Source organism: Allobosea sp. RAF48, assembly GCF_052114025.1.
GTDB lineage: Bacteria > Pseudomonadota > Alphaproteobacteria > Rhizobiales > Beijerinckiaceae > Allobosea.
Window position 1 is genome coordinate 111,579 of sequence record NZ_JBFRDZ010000005.1, and the last position, 16,559, is coordinate 128,137.

Consider the following 16,559-nt stretch of genomic DNA (forward strand, 5'->3'; position numbering starts at 1 on the left):
CATGACGATCTCGACCGCCGCGCACAGCTCCGTCGAACGCCCCGGCGCCGCCGCGGGCATCAACGAGGACGACCTGAACGCCGAGTTCGAGGTCATGCTGCCCCGCCAGTCTGCGAGCGAGGCACGCGGGCGCTGGTTCGATCTTTGCTTTCGCCTTATCATCCTGGCACTGGCCGCGTTGTGGCTGCTGACTCCACCGGCGGGCGGCGAGCACAGTGCGGCAGATCAGAAGGCCGCAGCGACCACGCAATGATCGACAGACAGCCCGAAACCACCGCGGCGCGCATCGAGCCGCTGGCGACGCTGCCGCTCTTCCACAAGCTGGACAGGCGCAAGGTTGTGCTCGCTGGCGCGACCGAGGGCGCGCTGTGGAAGGCTGAGCTGCTCGCCGCGACCGGAGCGGAGCTTCATGTCTTCGCCGATGGCGAGGCCGGGCTGTTCGCGGGACTTTCGCAGGGCGAGACCGGCGGTCGCGTCCATGTGCACGACCGGCCCTGGCAGGCTGGCGACCTCGTTGACGCCGCGATCGCCGTGGCCGATCTCGACGATGCCCACGCGGTCCGCGCCTTCGTGGCCGCAGCCCGGCAGGCGGGCGTCCCGGTCAACATCGTCGACAAGCCGGAATACTGCGATTTCGCCTTCGGCGCGCTGGTCAACCGCTCCCCGCTGATCGTCGCCGTGTCCACGGATGGCGCCGCGCCGGTTTTCGGCCAGGCGATCCGCACCAAGATCGAGGCACTGCTGCCGGCAGGGCTGAAGAATTGGGCGCTGGCCGCAGCCGACTGGCGCCCGTCGGTCCAGGCTCGCGAACTTCCCTTCGCGCTGCGGCGTGCCTTCTGGGAGCTCTTCGCCGGCAGGGCGATGGCTGAACCGGGGCGCGCCCCCAGCAAGCAGGACGAGGCGGAACTCTTCGCGCGGCTCGCCCTGATCGAGGCCGCGCATGACGGCAAGGGCCGAGTCACGCTGGTCGGCGCCGGCCCGGGCGATCCCGAGTTGCTGACGCTGAAGGCGATCCGCGCCCTGCAGAGCGCCGACATCATCCTCTACGACGATCTCGTCTCGCCGGGCGTGCTCGAGCTGGCGCGGCGTGAGGCCAAACGCATGCTGGTCGGCAAGACCGGCTACGGCCCCTCGGTGAAGCAGGGCGACATCAACGCGCTGATCGTCTCGCTGGCGTCACAGGGCAAGCATGTCGTGCGGCTGAAGGGCGGGGACCCCGGCATCTTCGGACGCGCCGGCGAGGAGATCGAGGCCTGCCAGGCCGCCGGTGTTCCCGTCGCGATCGTGCCGGGCATCTCGGCCGCGCAAGGCGCGGCCGCCTCGCTCGGCCTGTCGCTGACCCATCGCGACCATGCGCGGCGCCTGCAATTCGTCACCGGCCATTCGCGCAAGGGCGAGTTGCCTGATGATCTCGACTGGCGCGCCATGGCCGATCCTGCCGCCTCGACCGTGATCTACATGGCGCGTGCCACCTTGCCCGGCTTCCGCGAGCGCGCCATCGCCGCCGGGCTCAACCCGGAAACGCCGGCCGTCGCCGTGCTCTCCGCCACCCGCCCGGACGAAAAGCGCGTCGCTGCGACCATCGCGACCCTGCCGGAGCGGCTAGGCGAACTACCGGCGAGCGGCCCCGTTCTGGTCCTGCTCGGCCACGCCTTCGGCCCGGCTCTGGCCGACGCCAATCCGGCAGCTGACCGCCGCCGTGCCTGATAGCGGCCCGGCCTCATCGCCGGGCGGGAACGTCATCGCCGGAGAAGCGTTTTCTCCTCCGGCGCCCAAGTTTGGAAGGCGCACATTGCGCTAGGTCATTGAGAAAAAACCGCCAATTCAGTACGTTTCGTTTGTTTTTCAGAACGGATCGAAGCTTGAACCGAGCCTCGCCGTGAACGCAACGGAGCCCTGACATGACGCGACCCGTTTACAGCCGCCTCCTCCGGGCCGGGCTTGTTCTGGGAGCCTTCACCCTCTGCTTCGGCGTCGTTGCCGGAGCCCGCGCCCAGACCGAACTCCTGAACGTTTCCTACGACCCCACCCGCGAACTGTATCGTGACATCAACGCGGCCTTCATTGCCGAGTGGAACGCGAAAAACCCCGACAAGAAGATCAGCACGATCCGTCAGTCGCATGGCGGCTCCGGCGCACAGGCTCGCACCGTCATCGACGGGCTCGATGCCGATGTCGTGACGCTGGCGCTCGCCGGCGACATCGACGCCATCGCCGAGCGCTCGAAGAAGCTGCCGCTCGACTGGCAGGCGCGTCTGCCGCATAACTCTTCGCCCTACACCTCGACGATCGTCTTCCTCGTCCGCAAGGGCAATCCGAAGTCGATCAAGGACTGGGGCGATCTGGTGAAGCCGGGCGTGCAGATCATCACGCCGAACCCGAAGACCTCAGGCGGGGCGCGCTGGAACTATCTCGCCGCCTGGGCCTATGCCGAGAAGGCCTTCAACAAGGACGAGGGGAAGGTGCGCGACTATATCGGCAAGCTCCTCGCCAACGTCCCGGTGCTCGACACCGGCGCGCGCGGCGCGACCACGACCTTCACCCAGCGCGGCATCGGCGACGTCTTCCTGTCCTGGGAGAACGAGGCCTTCCTCGCCCTCAAGGAGTTTGGCGCGGACAAGTTCGACATCGTGGTGCCCAGCCTGTCGATCCTGGCCGAGCCGCCGGTCGCCCTTGTCGACGCCAATGTCGACGCCAAGAAGACCCGCGAGCAGGCGCAGGCCTATCTCGAGTTCCTCTATACGCCGAAGGCGCAGGCGATCATCGCCAGGAACTTCTATCGCCCGCGCAACCCGGAAGCCGCCGACAGCAAGGACGTCGCCAACTTCCCGAAAATCGAGCTGGTGACCATCGATGGCGTCTTCGGCGGGTGGAAGAAGGCGCAGCCGACCCATTTCGGCGATGGCGGCACCTTCGACCAGCTCTACAAGCCGGCGCGCTGACGCCATGGCGGCGACGACGACGAGCTTCCGCTGGCGCGAGCCCAGCATCCTGCCGGGCTTCGGGCTGGCGCTCGGCGTCACCGTCGCCGCGTTGTCGCTGATCGTGCTGATCCCGCTGGCGGCCCTCTTCCTGAAGGCCGCCAGCGCGGGCCCCTCCGACATCTGGGCGGTGGCGACGTCCCCGCGCACGCTGGCAGCGCTCAAGCTTTCCTTCACGGCCGCGCTGTTCGCGGCGCTCGTCAACGCCGTGTTCGGCCTGATCCTGGCCTGGGTGCTGGTGCGCTACGAGTTTCCGGGCCGGCGCCTGATCGACGCGGCCGTCGACCTGCCCTTCGCCCTGCCGACCGCGGTGGCCGGCATCTCGCTGGCGGCGATCTATGCGCCGAACGGCTGGGTCGGGTCGCTGCTGGCGCCGCTGGCCTTCCGCGTCACCATCCCCTTCACCGATCTCTCCTTCGGCTTCGACGGCAAGGTCGCCTATACGCCGCTCGGCGTGATGGTGGCGCTGATCTTCATCGGCCTGCCCTTTGTGGTGCGCACCGTGCAACCGGTGCTGGAGGAGCTGCAGAGCGATGTCGAGGAGGCCGCGGCGCTGCTCGGCGCCAGCCGCTTCAGGACGATCTTCCGGGTGATCCTGCCGCAGGTCGCGCCGGCGCTGCTGACCGGCTTCGTGCTCTCCTTCGCACGGGCCGTCGGCGAATACGGCTCGGTGATCTTCATCGCCGGCAACGTGCCGATGGTGTCGGAAATCGCGCCCCTCCTGATCGTGATCCGGCTCGAGCAGTTCGACTATGCCGGAGCGGCCGTGGTGGCGACGACGATGCTGCTGATCTCCTTCGCACTGATCCTCGTAGGCAACCTGATCCAGGCCCGCGCCCGCAGGAGGTTCGGCGATGTCTGACGCCATTCTGCCCTCGGCCGTCGCGACGCAGGCACCTCGCAGCGCCAGCCGCGCGCGCGGCGAAAGCCTCGGCGTGCAGATCGTGCTGATCACCATCTCGCTCGCCTTTCTGCTGCTCTTCCTGCTGTTGCCACTCGTGACCGTCTTCATCGAGGCCGGCGCCAAAGGCTGGGATGCGTATCGCGCCGCGATCACGGAGCCCGATGCGCTGTCGGCGATCCGGCTGACGTTGCTCGTTGCGGCGATCGCGGTCCCGTTCAACATCGTCGTCGGCATCGCCGCTGCCTGGACCATCGCCAAGTTCGAATTCACAGGCAAGAACCTGCTGATCAGCCTGATCGACCTGCCGTTCTCGGTCTCGCCTGTGATCTCCGGCCTCGTCTTCGTGCTGCTTTTCGGCGCGCAGGGCTATTTCGGCCCTTGGCTGCAGGCGCACGATCTCAAGATTGTCTTCGCCCTGCCGGGCCTGATCCTGGCGACAGTCTTCGTCACTTTTCCTTTCGTGGCGCGCGAGCTGATCCCGCATATGCAGTCGCTCGGTTCGGCCGATGAGGAGGCGGCGCTGACGCTCGGCGCCTCACCCTGGCGCGTCTTCTTCATGGTGACGCTGCCGAACGTGAAGTGGAGCCTGTTCTACGGCGTCCTGCTCTGCAACGCTCGCGCCATGGGCGAATTCGGCGCGGTCGCGGTCGTCTCGGGCAAGATCCGCGGCGTGACCAACACCATGCCGCTGCACATCGAAATCCTCTATAATGAGTACATGGGAGCGGCCGCCTTCGCGGTGGCCTCGCTGCTGGCGGGCCTGGCCCTCGTCACCCTCGTGCTCAAGACCCTGCTGGAATGGCGCTACGGCGATGCGATCGCCGCCAGCCGCCGCCACTGACCCCGCGGACGAAGGAGCTGGGCCATGTCGGTCGCCGTCACCATCGAGACCATCGAGAAGCGCTTCGAGAACTTCCCGGCGCTGCGCGGCGTCTCGCTCGACATCCAGCCGGGAGAGCTCGTCGCGCTGCTCGGCCCGTCAGGCTCGGGCAAGACCACGCTGCTGCGCCTGATCGCCGGGCTGGAACAGGCCGATCGCGGCCGCGTCCTCTTCGGCGAGACCGACACGCGCGACCTCTCCCTGCGCGACCGCCGCATCGGCTTCGTCTTCCAGCAATATGCACTGTTCAAGACGATGAACGTCGCCGAGAACATCGCCTTCGGGCTGAGGTCCCGGCCGCGCCGCGAACGCCCGAGCAACGATGAGATTCGCAGGCGCGTCAGTGTCTTGCTCGAACTCGTTCAGCTTCCGGGTCTGGAGAAGCGCTATCCGAGCCAGCTTTCCGGCGGCCAGCGCCAGCGCGTGGCGCTGGCGCGAGCGCTCGCGATCGAGCCGCGGGTGCTGCTGCTCGACGAACCCTTCGGGGCCCTCGACGCCAAGGTCCGCAAGGACCTGCGCGCGTGGCTGCGGGAGCTGCACGGCCGCACCGGCCACACGACCGTCTTCGTGACGCACGACCAGGAAGAGGCGCTGGAGCTCGCCGACCGGGTCGCCATCCTCAATGACGGGCGCATCGAGCAGGTCGGCTCGGCCGACGACGTCTACGACCATCCGGCGACGCCCTTCATCTGCGAATTCCTCGGCGAGGTGAACAAGCTGCCGGTCAAGGTCGTCGGCAGCCAGGCCTTCTTCGGCGACCGGCCGGTGCTGGGCGGATTGTCGCAGAACCAGGGTGGCCCGGCCTCGCTCTATGTCCGCCCGCAGCATCTGCGCATCGTCGACGAGACGCCGCTGGCGCTGCCCGGCGTGGTCGAGCATCTGCGCCGCAACGGGCCGCTGCGCCGGGCTGAAGTGGCGGTCGAGGGGCTGAAGAAGCGTCTCGACGTCGATCTCGCCAGCCAGGTCGCGCCGGCGATCGGCGAGCGAATCCGCCTGCGCATCGCCCACGGCAATTTGTTCGCCGCTGCCTGATCCGGCATTTTTCGACATCGGCCGGTGCCGAAAACCGGTTTCCACTTTTCGGCCCGATGCCATAGCTTCCCTCCCGAATCCGGCCGGCGTTTCGCCGACGGTCCTCGATCCGGACAGGAGATCGCGATGAAAGCACGCGCGAAATGGGTGGAAGGCATGGCCTTCATGGGCGAGGCCGGCAGCGGCCATGCCGTGATGATGGACGGCGCGCCTGAATATGGCGGGCGCAACATCGGCATCCGGCCGATGGAGATGCTGCTGATCGGCCTTGCCGGCTGCACCGGCTTCGACGTCGTCAGCATTCTCAAGAAGGGCCGCGAGTCGGTCACTGGCTGCGAGGTCGAGGTCGAGGCCGAACGTGCCACGACCGACCCCAAGGTCTTCACCAAGATCCACCTCGCCTACCGCATCGCCGGCAAGGGCCTGTCGCACGCCAAGGCGGAGCGCGCCGTCACTTTGTCGAAGGAGAAATACTGTTCGGCTTCGATCATGCTCGGGGCGACCGCCGAGATGACCTACAGCCTCGAAGTGATCGACGAACTGCACAAGGAGGCTGCTGAATGAGCAGGGGCGAACTCGCAGGGCTGATCTCGCCGGAGGCGCTGGCCGCGCGGCTGGGCGACCAAAATCTTGTCGTCATCGACATCCGTACCGCCGCCGATGGCGGAAAGGCCGCCTTCGAGGCCGGGCATATCCCCGGCGCGGTCCATTCCGACTACGCGGCCGATGGCTGGCGGGCGAAGATCGGCAACGCGCCGGGCATGCTGCCGCCGCTCGACCATCTCGCGGCGCTCGCGGGAGGACTCGGCATCAAGCCGCATGACGACGTCGTCATCGTCCCGGCCGGCACCGCCGCCACCGATTTCGCCGCGGCGGCGCGGGTCTACTGGACTCTGAAGCTCATCGGCCACGGCCAGCAGGCGATCCTCGACGGCGGCTTCAAGGGCTGGACCGCCGATCTGCAGCGGCCGGTCGAACGCGGCGCTTCCGCGCCGAAGAGCACGGCCTCCTATCCCGTCGTGGCGCAGCAGCGCCTGCGCAGCACGACCGACGCCACCCTCGTCGCGTCGCGCAGCAAGCAGGCGAGCCTCGTCGATGCGCGCGGGCCGAGCTATTTCGAAGGGCGCGAGAAAGCTGCCGAGGCGACCCGCGCCGGCCATATCCCCGGCGCCATCCAGCGGGACTATGCCGGTGCCTTCGAGCCCGGCAGCGGCAAGCTCAAGGCGCCGGGCGAACTGGAGAAGCTGTTCTCGACCGTGCCGAAGGGGCCGGTCGTCTCCTACTGCAATACCGGCCATTCCGCTGCGGCGAACTGGTTCGTGCTGTCGGAAGTCCTCGGGCGCGACGAGGTCGCACTCTACGACGGTTCGATGACCGACTGGACGCAGGATCCCGAGCGCCCGGTGGCCACCGGCAAGGCGGCCTGATATCGCATCGTCATTGCGAGGAGCGAAGCGGCGAAGCAATCCAGGGTGCGTGGAGTTTTGTCGCCCTGGATTGCGTCGCTGCGCTCGCAATGACGTTTGAATTGCAAAACTGGTTGAAAAGGTTCAAAGGAAGCGCCGATCGCGTGCTGTGACGCGCGGCGCTTCCTGACATTTTTGACCGAGCCACCAGCCGATGAACGCCGTCGCGCCGAAAATCTCCTTCGTTTCGCTGGGCTGCCCGAAGGCGCTCGTCGATTCCGAGCGGATCATCACCTCGCTGCGCTCCGAGGGCTATGAGCTCTCCAAGAGCCATGCGGGCGCCGACCTCGTCATCGTCAACACCTGCGGCTTCCTCGATTCCGCCAAGGCCGAGTCGCTCGAGGCGATCGGCTCGGCGATGGCCGAGAACGGCAAGGTCATCGTCACCGGCTGCATGGGCGCCGAGCCGGAACAGATCCGCGACGCTTTCCCCAACGTGCTCGCGATCACCGGCCCGCAGGCCTATGAAAGCGTCGTCTCGGCCGTGCATCAGGCGGTGCCGCCGAAGCACGACCCCTTCGTCGACCTCGTGCCCGACCAGGGCGTGAAGCTGACGCCGCGGCACTACGCCTATCTCAAGATTTCAGAGGGTTGCAACAATCGCTGCACCTTCTGCATCATCCCGAAGCTGCGCGGCGACCTCGTCTCCCGGCCGATCGGCGACGTGCTGCGCGAGGCCGAGAAGCTGGCCAAGGCCGGCGTCAAGGAATTGCTGGTGATCTCGCAGGACACCAGCGCCTACGGGCTCGACATCAAATACGCGCCCTCGATGTTCAAGGATCGCGAGATCCGCACCCGCTTCTTCGAGCTCGCCCGCGAACTCGGCCAGATGGGGATGTGGGTGCGCCTGCACTATGTCTATCCCTACCCGCATGTCGATGAGGTGATCCCGCTGATGCAGGAGGGGCTCGTGCTGCCCTATCTCGACATCCCCTTCCAGCACGCCTCGCCGAATGTCCTGAAGGCGATGAAGCGCCCGGCCCATCAGGACCGCACGCTCGACCGCATCCGGAAGTGGCGCGACATCTGCCCGGACCTCGCGATACGCTCGACCTTCATCGTCGGCTTCCCCGGCGAGACCGAGGAGGACGTGCAGTTCCTGCTCGAATGGCTGAAGGAAGCGAAGCTGGAGCGCGTCGGCTGCTTCAAATACGAGCCGGTGAAGGGCGCGCCAGCCAACGACCTCGGCCTCAATCTCGTCCCCGAGGAGGAGAAGGAGGCCCGCTGGCACCGCTTCATGAAGGCCCAGGCCGAGATCTCGGCCCGCATCGTCAGGAGCCGCGTCGGCAAGCGCATCCCGGTGATCATCGACGAGGCCGGGCCGACCGTCGCCAAGGGCCGCTCCAAATGGGACGCACCCGAAATCGACGGCAATGTCTATGTCGCGAGCCGGCGTCCCCTGCGGCCGGGCGACATCGTCACGGTGAAGATCGAGCGTGCCGACGCCTACGATCTTCATGGCGTCGCCGTCTGAACAGTCACGTTCTCAATTGAAGGTGCAGAGCCGGCGGATGGTGCGGCCGTTGCGGTCGCGCGCCGTACCGAGGCTGCTGCATGCGTCGCTGGACGCCACGGTCTCGACCTGCGCCACCTGCCGGGGAGGCTCGCTGCAGACCCCGGCCGTGCAGCCGGTCTCGGCATAGCGCAGTCGGACCGAGCCGGGGACGCGCACGCGTCCCTTCTCGACGCCCTGCAGGATCGCATCGGTATGGGTGGCGGCTTGTCCACCGGTCCCTCGGGCCTGCTGGGCCAGCGCGACGCCCGAAAGGGCGACGACAGCGAAGAGGAACGCGGCGGCCTGAAACTTGGACGACATGAGCGTCGGGGTCCTGAATGGTCGCCAGCATGCGCTGGCACCGATTCGTCGCGGCACCCCGTGTCCGGGTTCATGCTTCGCATAAAAAATGCGCCCGGATGGCCGGGCGCATTGCTCCCACTTGGCGTCATTCCCGGGCTTGCCCCGGGAATCTCATGCCGAAAGGTCTCTGGTTTCCGAGATGCTCGGGGCAAGCCCGCGCATGACGGCCTTGGTCGAGCCCGATCAGGGAATCAGAACGGTCGAACCCGTCGTGCCGCGCGATTCCAGCAGGCGATGGGCTTCGGCCGCGTCCTTCAGCGGGAAGGTCGCGTTGACCGGTACCTTGACCTTGCCGCTCGTGACGGCGTCGAACAGGTTCTTCGCCATCGCGATCATGGTGTCGCGCTTGGCCGTGTGGGTATTGAGCGTCGGCCGGGTGACATAGAGCGAGCCCTTGCTGGCGAGGATGCCGAGATTGAAGGCCTCCACCGCGCCCGAGGCATTGCCGAAGCTCGCCAGCAGGCCGAAGGGCTTCAGCGTGTCCAGCGACTTCATGAAGGTGTCCTTGCCGACGCCGTCATAGACCACGTCGCAGAGCTTGCCGCCGGTGATCTCCTTCACCCGCGTCGCGAAATCCTCCTCGCGGTAGTTGATGACGTGGTCGGCGCCATGCGCCTTCGCCAGCTCCGCCTTCTCCTTCGAGCCGACGGTGCCGATCACAGTCGCACCCAGCGCCTTGCCCCATTGGCAGAGGATGAGGCCGGTCGCGCCGGCCGCGGCATGGACAAGGATCGTGTCGCCCGGCTTCACCTTGTAGGTCCGGTGCAGCAGATACTCGGCGGTGAGGCCCTTCAGCATCATGCTGGCGGCGGCCTCGTAGGCGATTCCCTCGGGCAGCGCGACGACGGAAGCCGCCGGCACGATGCGCTCCTCGGCATAGGCGCCGAGCGCCGAGACGACCGCGACGCGATCGCCGGCCTTGAATTCCGCAACGTTCGGGCCGACAGCGAGTACCTCGCCCGCGCTCTCATTGCCGAGCACGAACGGCAGTTGCGGTGCCGGATAGAGGCCCGAGCGGAAATAGGTGTCGATGAAGTTGAGGCCGATCGCCCGGTTCCGGATCAGGATTTCGCCGGGCCCCGGCTGCGGCAGGGTGATCTCTTCGAACTGAAGGACTTCCGGACCGCCGGTCTTGTGGGCGCGAATGGCTTTGACCATGAAATTCATCTCCCTCGGATGGATGGCCGACCATAGTTCATCGCACAGGAAAGCAGCATCCTTGCCGAACGCAGAACGCACCTTGCGACTTTGCGGACCGTGGCCAAGTCGCGGCTCATCGGATAGCGAAGAGCTATGAGCACGCACACCGCCGATCCGGTCGACATCGCCATCGTGGGCGCGGGCGCCGTCGGCCTCGCAGCCGCGCTGGCGTTGAGCCGCGAGGGGCGCAGCGTCGCCCTGCTCGGCCCCGTCGCGACGCCCCGCGACGGACGCACCGTCGCTCTGCTCGACGGCTCCTGGCGCCTGCTGGGCGAGCTCGGCGTCCAGGATGCCCTGCTGGCCAAGGCCGCTCCGCTCACGGTGATGCGCCTCGTCGACGACACCGGCAGCCTGTTCCGCCAGCCGCCGGTCGAGTTCCGCGCCTCCGAGATCGGGCTCGAAGCCTTCGGCTGGAATATCGAGAATGCCGACCTGACCACGATGCTGGCCGAAAAGGCCGGCAAGCTCCACGGCCTGCGGATGATCCCCGGCCTTGTGCGCGCCATCGAGCCGGAGGCCGGCGGAATCCGCCTCTCCGGAGATGATTTTGCCGTGCAGGCCCGGCTCGTCATCGGCGCCGACGGCCGCAATTCGCAGGTGCGTACCGCGGCCGGCATCACGAGCCGGGACTGGCGCTATCCACAGGTGGCGCTGACCGCGATCTTCGAGCACCGCCGCGACCATCGCGAGGCCTCGACCGAATTCCATACGCGCCAGGGGCCCTGCACGCTCGTCCCCCTGCCCGGGCGCCGCTCCTCGCTGGTCTGGCTGCTCGAGCCCGCGGAGGCGGAGAGCATCGCCGCGCTCGACGACGCGGCCTTCGCGCTGCGGGTCGAAAAGCAGGTGCAGTCGCTGCTCGGCGCCATGACCGTGAAAGGGCCGCGCGGCAAGGTTCCGATGGGAGGGCTTTCGGTCGATCGCTTCGGCGCCGGCCGCATGGCGCTGATCGGCGAGGCCGCACATGTCTTCCCGCCGATCGGCGCGCAGGGGCTCAATCTCGGCCTGCGCGACGTCGCGGCGCTGCGCGATGCGCTCGAAGGCGCCTCGGACCCCGGCGGCGAGGCCGTGATCGCAGCTTACGACGCCGCACGGCGGACCGATGTCCGGCTGCGGACCGGCGCGGTCGATGCGCTCAACCGCACGCTGCTGACGGATCTGCTGCCTGCCGACCTGATGCGCGGCGCGGGATTGCTGGCGCTCTCGCGGATCGGCCCCCTGCGGCGCTTCGTGATGCGGCAGGGGCTGGCGGGCGGCGCGGCCCATTGACGGCCGTCATGCTCGGGCTTGACCCGAGCATCTCCTGCCGGAGGAGGCTCCTGCTTTTTTCGGCCAGAGATTCTCAGGTCTACGCTTCGCTTCGCCCGAGAATGACGGCCTGCAACACCCTACTCGTGTCAGCGCCGCTGGCCGCGACCTTCCGCAACCCCTCGGCCCGCTCCCGAAACATTGGTGCCAGCGGCAGCGGCGTCGAAACAAGGCGCCGCCCGCCCGGTTCCTCGACCTGCGCATCGAGCAGGCCGCGGACCGTCATCTGCGGATCGGACACCGCCTCTTCCAGCGTGCGCACCACGGTGCAGCAGCAATCCAACGGCTCGACCACGGTGCGCCAGTAGTCGGCGCTTTCCCTCGCGATGATCTCTGCAATCGCGGCGCGGGTCGCTTCCGGATCGCGACGGTCGTCGCGCAACCGCTCGTCGAGACCGATCCCGTCGCAGAAGCTCTGCCAGAACTTGGGCTCGAGCGCCCCGACCGCGAGAAACCAGCCATCGGCCGTGGCGTAGAGCCCATAGCGCGGGCTCGCCCCGGTCAGGAGCCCCTCGCCGCCATCCGGGAAGGAGCCGGTCACCTGGCCCTGCGCCAGCCCGTACCAGGCGAAGGTCGGCATGGCATCGGCCATGGCGATATCGAGATGGCAGCCCTCGCCGGTGCGCTCGCGCTGGCGCAGCGCCAGCAGGATGTTGAGCACGGCCGGCATGGTGCCGCCGGCAATGTCGGCGACGAGCGGCGGCGGCAAGGGCGGCGCCTCGCCGCGCTTCAGCGACTGGCCGAGCAGGCCGCCGAGCGCCTGGTAGTTGATGTCATGGCCGGCCTCCTGCGCGCGCGGGCCGTCCTGGCCGAAGCCGCTGATCGAGCAGTAGATCAGCTGCGGATTATGGAATTTCAGCGCTTCATAGCCGAAGCCGAGTCGCTCCATCACGCCCGGCCGGAACTGCTCGATCAGGATATCGGCCTTTGCGATCAGCGGGGTAAGCCGCGCCAACGCGTCCGGCGCCTTCAGGTCGATCTCGACGCTCTCCTTGCCGCGATTGAGCACCGCGAAGGGCGCCGCCGTCTCACCGAAGCGCGGGGGGAATCCGCGCATATCCTCGCCGCCCGGCCGCTCGATCTTGATCACGCGCGCCCCAGCTTCGGAAAGGAAGAGGCTCGCCAGCGGGCCGGGCAGAAGCGTCGAGAAATCGAGGACCAGCAGATCGTCCAGCGGCAGCATCCGGCACCCTCAATGGAAGAGATCAGCCGTTATCCTGCCCGTCTTCACCAGCCACAGGAAGCCCGGCAGCGTGATCATCGACACGACGGTGCCGACGAGGATGCAGGCCGAGGCGCGCTCGATGCCGACGCGATACTGCGTCGCGATCACGAAGATGTTCAGGGCGGGCGGCAGCGCCGCCATGATGATCGCGGCATAGATCCAGTGCGCCGGGATGCCACCGAGCGCCGACAGCAGCACCCAGACCAGCAGCGGATGCAGCAGGAGCTTGATCACGACCAGCCCGGGAACCTCGCCCGGCATGGTCTTCATCGGCCTCAGCGCCACCGTGACGCCCAGCAGGAAGAGCGCGCAGGGCGCGGCCGCCTGCGAGAGCCAAAGCACCATCCGGTCGACCGCGACAGGTAGCTCGACCTTGAAATAGCTGGCCGCGACGCCGGCCAAGGTCGCGATGTTGAACGGATGCGTCAGCACCCGCCAGATCACCTCGCGCGTGGTGGCGAGCACGCTCTTCTTCTCGACGCCCGCCAGTGCCATCAGGAAAGGCACCAGCGAGAACAGCAGGATATTGTCGAAGACGAAGATCAGCACGACCGGGGCGCTGGCGCTGGGGCCGAGCGCCGCAAGGATCAGCGGCGGGCCCATATAGCCGATGTTGGAATAGGCCCCGGCAACGCCCTGCATCACCGCCTGCGGCATGTCGCCCTTGTTGTGCTTCAGCCCGAGCGCGAATGACAGGCAGAAGGCGCAGAATGTCGCCGTGGTCGTGCCGGCGATGAATTTCCAATTGGCGAGCTCGCTCAGCGGCTTGTCGGCGATCAGCCGATAGAACAGCGGCGGCAGCGCGACATAGATCAGGAAGAACTGCAGCCAGACGAGCCCCGCCTCCGGCAGCTGCTTGTAGCGGCCGATGGCGAAGCCGAGCAGGATCAGCCCGAAGAAGGGCGCGACCAGATTGAAGATGTTGAGAAGGTCGGCCATCCACAAGCAGTCGGTTCGGGGCTAGAACGCCCGCCGAGGTCGAGCCGCCCGCGGACACCTGCATCTAGCGCATGGGGCAGCGCCAGCAAGGCCATTCCAAGCGTGGACCTCTTCGCCAAGCGCAGAGGAGAGACTTCATGCCTAGGACTTAAAGCTCTCTCGTTCTTAGAGGCAAAGATTCCTAGTATTTAATACCTAAAACCCAATCGAAAGAACCATGGACGCGCGAAGTCGCCTCCGCCACATTCGCTGCGTCGCAGCATGGAGCGCCCGATGACAACAAAAACACCGCGCCAGTTCTTTCGCCCGCTCGCGATCGGCGCACCGGAGCCTTATCGGGAGCTTCCGCTCAGGCTCGAGCGCATGATCCATTTCGTGCCGCCCCATCTGGAGAAGGTCCGCGCCAAGGTCGGCGAGCTCGCCCCCCAGGTCGACATCGTGCTCGGCAATCTGGAAGACGCTATCCCGGTCGAGGCCAAGCAGGCCGCCCGCGACGGCTTCATCGCCATGGGCAAGGCCGTGGATTTCGGCAAGACTGGCCTGTGGACCCGCGTCAATGCGCTGAACTCGCCCTGGTTCCTCGATGACATCACCGCGATCATGGCCGAGATCGGCGGCAAGCTCGACGTCGTGATGGTGCCGAAGGTCGAGGGTCCCTGGGACATCCACTATGTCGATCAGCTCCTCGCCCAGTTCGAGGCGCGCCACGCCCTGCCGAAGCCGATCCTGATCCACGCGATCCTGGAAACCGCCGAGGGCGTGAAGAATGTCGACGCGATCGCGACCGCCTCGCCGCGCATGCACGGCATGAGCCTCGGCCCGGCCGACCTCGCCGCCTCGCGTGCCATGAAGACCACGCGCGTCGGCGGCGGGCATCCGGAGTACAAGGTGATTGCCGACCCCTCCCCCGATGGCGGGCCACGCGCCGTCGCGCAGCAGGATCTCTGGCACTATACGCTCGCCAAGATGGTCGACGCCTGCGCTGCTGCGGGGATCAAACCCTTCTACGGCCCCTTCGGCGATTTCGCCGATGGCGCAGCTTGCGAGGCGCAGTTCCGCAACGCCTTCCTGCTGGGCTGCGCCGGCGCCTGGACGCTGCATCCCTCGCAGATCGACATCGCCAAGCGCGTGTTCAGCCCCGACCCGGCCGAGATCGCCTTCGCCAAGCGCATCCTGGAGGCGATGCCGGACGGCTCCGGCGCCGTGATGATCGATGGCAAAATGCAGGACGATGCCACCTGGAAGCAGGCCAAGGTGATCGTCGACCTCGCCCGGCAGGTCGCCGCACGCGACCCCGACCTCGCGCAACGCTACGGAATGTGATTGGACAATACGGCGAGGTCGATTGATTTCGACGCATTTACGACGCATTGCTCTCGCAAGGGCGGCGAGAACGTAAGCCGGCGACGGATCGGCCGGCTCAGTATGGATGAGTCATGGAAGCGCGTTCGGCCAAATTCCGGATCGGGCAAGTGGTCAAGCACCGCATCTACCCCTTCCGCGGCGTGATCTTCGACGTCGACCCGGTCTTCTCCAACACCGAGGAATGGTGGGAGGCGATCCCGGAGAACATGCGCCCGTCGAAGGACCAGCCCTTCTACCATCTCTTCGCCGAAAACGAGGAGACGGAATACGTCGCCTATGTCTCGGAGCAGAACCTCGTCAGCGACGATTCCGGCGCGCCCATACGGCATCCGCGCGCCAAGGAGTTCTTCCGGCGCGACCGGAAGGGACGCTACCGAATCGACCATGCGGAGCTGCACTGAGGCCGCGGCTGCCTGTGCCGGGACGCACAGGCCATCACAATGATCAATGAAAAAGGGCCGGCTCCATCGAGCCGGCCCTTTCCGTTTGGTTCGTGCTCAGCCGATCAGGGCTTGGGCGGGGTCGCCGGAGCAGCACCCGGAGCCGGCGCCGCGCCGGGCGCCGGAGCAGCATTGGCGCCGCCGGCGCCGAGGCGCTGACGCAGCTCTTCCTGACGCTTGGCCAGCTCGTCCTGAAGCTGCTTCTGCTGATCCTCGAGCACCTTCGGATCGATCGGCGCGCCGTCGAAGCCCTTGGCGAAATCGGCGAGCGGAACGGCGAAGGTCACCTCGCGGGCGCCCTGGTTCTGGACGCTGATGTTGAGCGTGGTGCCCTTCTTCATCGCGTTGATGAAGTCCTCCTTGACCTGCGCCTCGGCGAAGCAGCCGTTCGGGAAGCAGATCGCGTAGCGGCCGCCCGTCGGCTGGGCGTTGTCGACGCCGAAGCGGATGCCGGGCTGCAGCATCAGGCCGAGCGGCATCAGGAAGCGGACGATCTTGTTCGGGTCACCCTTCACGTCATAGACGGCAGCCGCCAGCACCGGCTGGCCCTGATCCGAGACGAAATCGCGGGTGGTGTAGCAGATTTCCTTGTTGGCGGCCTGGTCCTTGCCGCAGACCTTGGTCCAGCTCGTCTGGGACGGCTCGGGCTTGACCTGGACGACGGCCGGGCCGCTGGCAGCGGCGGGCTGCTGCCCGGGGGCAGCCGGCTGCTGAGCCGGCGGGGCTGCAGGGCGGGCCGGGGCGGCGGGGCGCTGCGCCTGCGCGAAAGCCGCGACGGGCGCGAAGCCGACCGCCGCGCTGAGAACCAGCCCTAGAGCAGACGATGACAGGCGAAACGAAGCGGACATTCTCTGTCTTTCCTTATCAGGCGAATTCGGGGATCACGACTTCGCAAGCCGCGCGTCACCACCGACGGCCCAATCGCATGACGGCGCCGGCCATAGCAAGCCGTGCACATCAAGGG

17 protein-coding genes are annotated in these 16,559 nt (G+C 67.2%); 12 read left to right on the forward strand and 5 right to left on the reverse strand.

The window, feature by feature from the left end:
• Position 1: 1 nt before the first annotated feature.
• From AB4Z10_RS11405 to rimO, 9 genes are all read left to right on the forward strand, one after another.
• On the forward strand, positions 2 to 253 hold the full coding sequence (locus AB4Z10_RS11405) for a hypothetical protein (protein WP_441470516.1): 252 nt from the start codon (positions 2 to 4) through the stop codon (positions 251 to 253).
• Entirely contained in the window at positions 250 to 1,707 is a 1,458-nt protein-coding gene (cysG, locus tag AB4Z10_RS11410) for a siroheme synthase CysG (protein ID WP_441470517.1), read from the forward strand. The genes AB4Z10_RS11405 and cysG overlap by 4 nt, the downstream gene beginning before the upstream one ends.
• A gap of 194 nt (positions 1,708 to 1,901) precedes the next feature.
• Entirely contained in the window at positions 1,902 to 2,942 is a 1,041-nt protein-coding gene (locus AB4Z10_RS11415; RefSeq protein ID WP_441470518.1) for a sulfate ABC transporter substrate-binding protein, read from the forward strand.
• Between the two features lie 4 nt (positions 2,943 to 2,946).
• The gene (gene cysT / locus AB4Z10_RS11420) at positions 2,947 to 3,843 is read left to right on the forward strand and encodes a sulfate ABC transporter permease subunit CysT (RefSeq protein ID WP_441470519.1); all 897 of its coding nucleotides are present in this window, start codon (positions 2,947 to 2,949) and stop codon (positions 3,841 to 3,843) included.
• The gene (cysW, locus tag AB4Z10_RS11425; protein WP_441470520.1) at positions 3,836 to 4,726 is read left to right on the forward strand and encodes a sulfate ABC transporter permease subunit CysW; all 891 of its coding nucleotides are present in this window, start codon (positions 3,836 to 3,838) and stop codon (positions 4,724 to 4,726) included. The genes cysT and cysW overlap by 8 nt, the downstream gene beginning before the upstream one ends.
• A 24-nt stretch (positions 4,727 to 4,750) precedes the next feature.
• Complete coding sequence (locus AB4Z10_RS11430) at positions 4,751 to 5,797, forward strand: sulfate/molybdate ABC transporter ATP-binding protein (RefSeq protein WP_441470521.1); 1,047 nt, start codon at positions 4,751 to 4,753, stop codon at positions 5,795 to 5,797.
• Positions 5,798 to 5,923: 126 nt separating this feature from the next.
• Complete coding sequence (locus AB4Z10_RS11435) at positions 5,924 to 6,361, forward strand: OsmC family protein (RefSeq protein WP_441470522.1); 438 nt, start codon at positions 5,924 to 5,926, stop codon at positions 6,359 to 6,361.
• The gene (locus AB4Z10_RS11440) at positions 6,358 to 7,224 is read left to right on the forward strand and encodes a sulfurtransferase (protein ID WP_441470523.1); all 867 of its coding nucleotides are present in this window, start codon (positions 6,358 to 6,360) and stop codon (positions 7,222 to 7,224) included. Before AB4Z10_RS11435 ends, AB4Z10_RS11440 begins: the two co-directional genes overlap by 4 nt.
• A 193-nt stretch (positions 7,225 to 7,417) precedes the next feature.
• The gene (gene rimO, locus AB4Z10_RS11445; RefSeq protein ID WP_441470524.1) at positions 7,418 to 8,737 is read left to right on the forward strand and encodes a 30S ribosomal protein S12 methylthiotransferase RimO; all 1,320 of its coding nucleotides are present in this window, start codon (positions 7,418 to 7,420) and stop codon (positions 8,735 to 8,737) included.
• Between the two features lie 12 nt (positions 8,738 to 8,749).
• On the opposite strand, the gene AB4Z10_RS11450 is transcribed toward rimO, so the two are convergent.
• Together AB4Z10_RS11450 and AB4Z10_RS11455 are read right to left on the reverse strand one after the other, a co-directional pair.
• Entirely contained in the window at positions 8,750 to 9,079 is a 330-nt protein-coding gene (locus tag AB4Z10_RS11450) for a hypothetical protein (protein ID WP_441470525.1), read from the reverse strand.
• Between the two features lie 225 nt (positions 9,080 to 9,304).
• Positions 9,305 to 10,279 carry a quinone oxidoreductase family protein gene (locus tag AB4Z10_RS11455; RefSeq protein WP_441470526.1) on the reverse strand — a complete coding sequence of 325 codons (975 nt, stop codon included), beginning with the start codon at positions 10,277 to 10,279 and terminating at the stop codon, positions 9,305 to 9,307.
• A 135-nt stretch (positions 10,280 to 10,414) separates the two neighbouring features.
• Between AB4Z10_RS11455 and AB4Z10_RS11460 the strand changes: the two genes are divergently transcribed.
• A complete protein-coding gene (locus tag AB4Z10_RS11460) occupies positions 10,415 to 11,587 on the forward strand; it encodes a UbiH/UbiF family hydroxylase (protein ID WP_441470527.1) in 1,173 nt (390 codons plus the stop codon).
• 79 nt (positions 11,588 to 11,666) lie between these two features.
• Here AB4Z10_RS11460 and AB4Z10_RS11465 read toward each other — a convergent pair whose 3' ends face one another.
• Positions 11,667 to 12,809 (reverse strand): CaiB/BaiF CoA transferase family protein, encoded by a 1,143-nt coding sequence (locus AB4Z10_RS11465; protein WP_441470528.1) that lies wholly within the window; start codon positions 12,807 to 12,809, stop codon positions 11,667 to 11,669.
• Positions 12,810 to 12,818: 9 nt separating this feature from the next.
• Entirely contained in the window at positions 12,819 to 13,790 is a 972-nt protein-coding gene (locus tag AB4Z10_RS11470) for an AEC family transporter (RefSeq protein WP_441470529.1), read from the reverse strand.
• A 273-nt stretch (positions 13,791 to 14,063) separates the two neighbouring features.
• On the opposite strand from AB4Z10_RS11470, the gene AB4Z10_RS11475 reads away from it, so the two are divergent.
• Both AB4Z10_RS11475 and hspQ read left to right on the forward strand, forming a co-directional pair.
• Complete coding sequence (locus tag AB4Z10_RS11475; RefSeq protein WP_441470530.1) at positions 14,064 to 15,113, forward strand: HpcH/HpaI aldolase/citrate lyase family protein; 1,050 nt, start codon at positions 14,064 to 14,066, stop codon at positions 15,111 to 15,113.
• 113 nt (positions 15,114 to 15,226) lie between these two features.
• Positions 15,227 to 15,556, forward strand: a complete 330-nt coding sequence (gene hspQ / locus AB4Z10_RS11480; protein ID WP_441470531.1) for a heat shock protein HspQ — start codon at positions 15,227 to 15,229, stop codon at positions 15,554 to 15,556.
• Between the two features lie 104 nt (positions 15,557 to 15,660).
• Here the strand turns inward: hspQ and AB4Z10_RS11485 are convergent, their stop codons facing one another.
• Positions 15,661 to 16,443, reverse strand: coding sequence for an invasion associated locus B family protein (locus AB4Z10_RS11485; protein ID WP_441470532.1), 783 nt, complete (start codon positions 16,441 to 16,443; stop codon positions 15,661 to 15,663).
• Positions 16,444 to 16,559 lie beyond the last annotated feature (116 nt).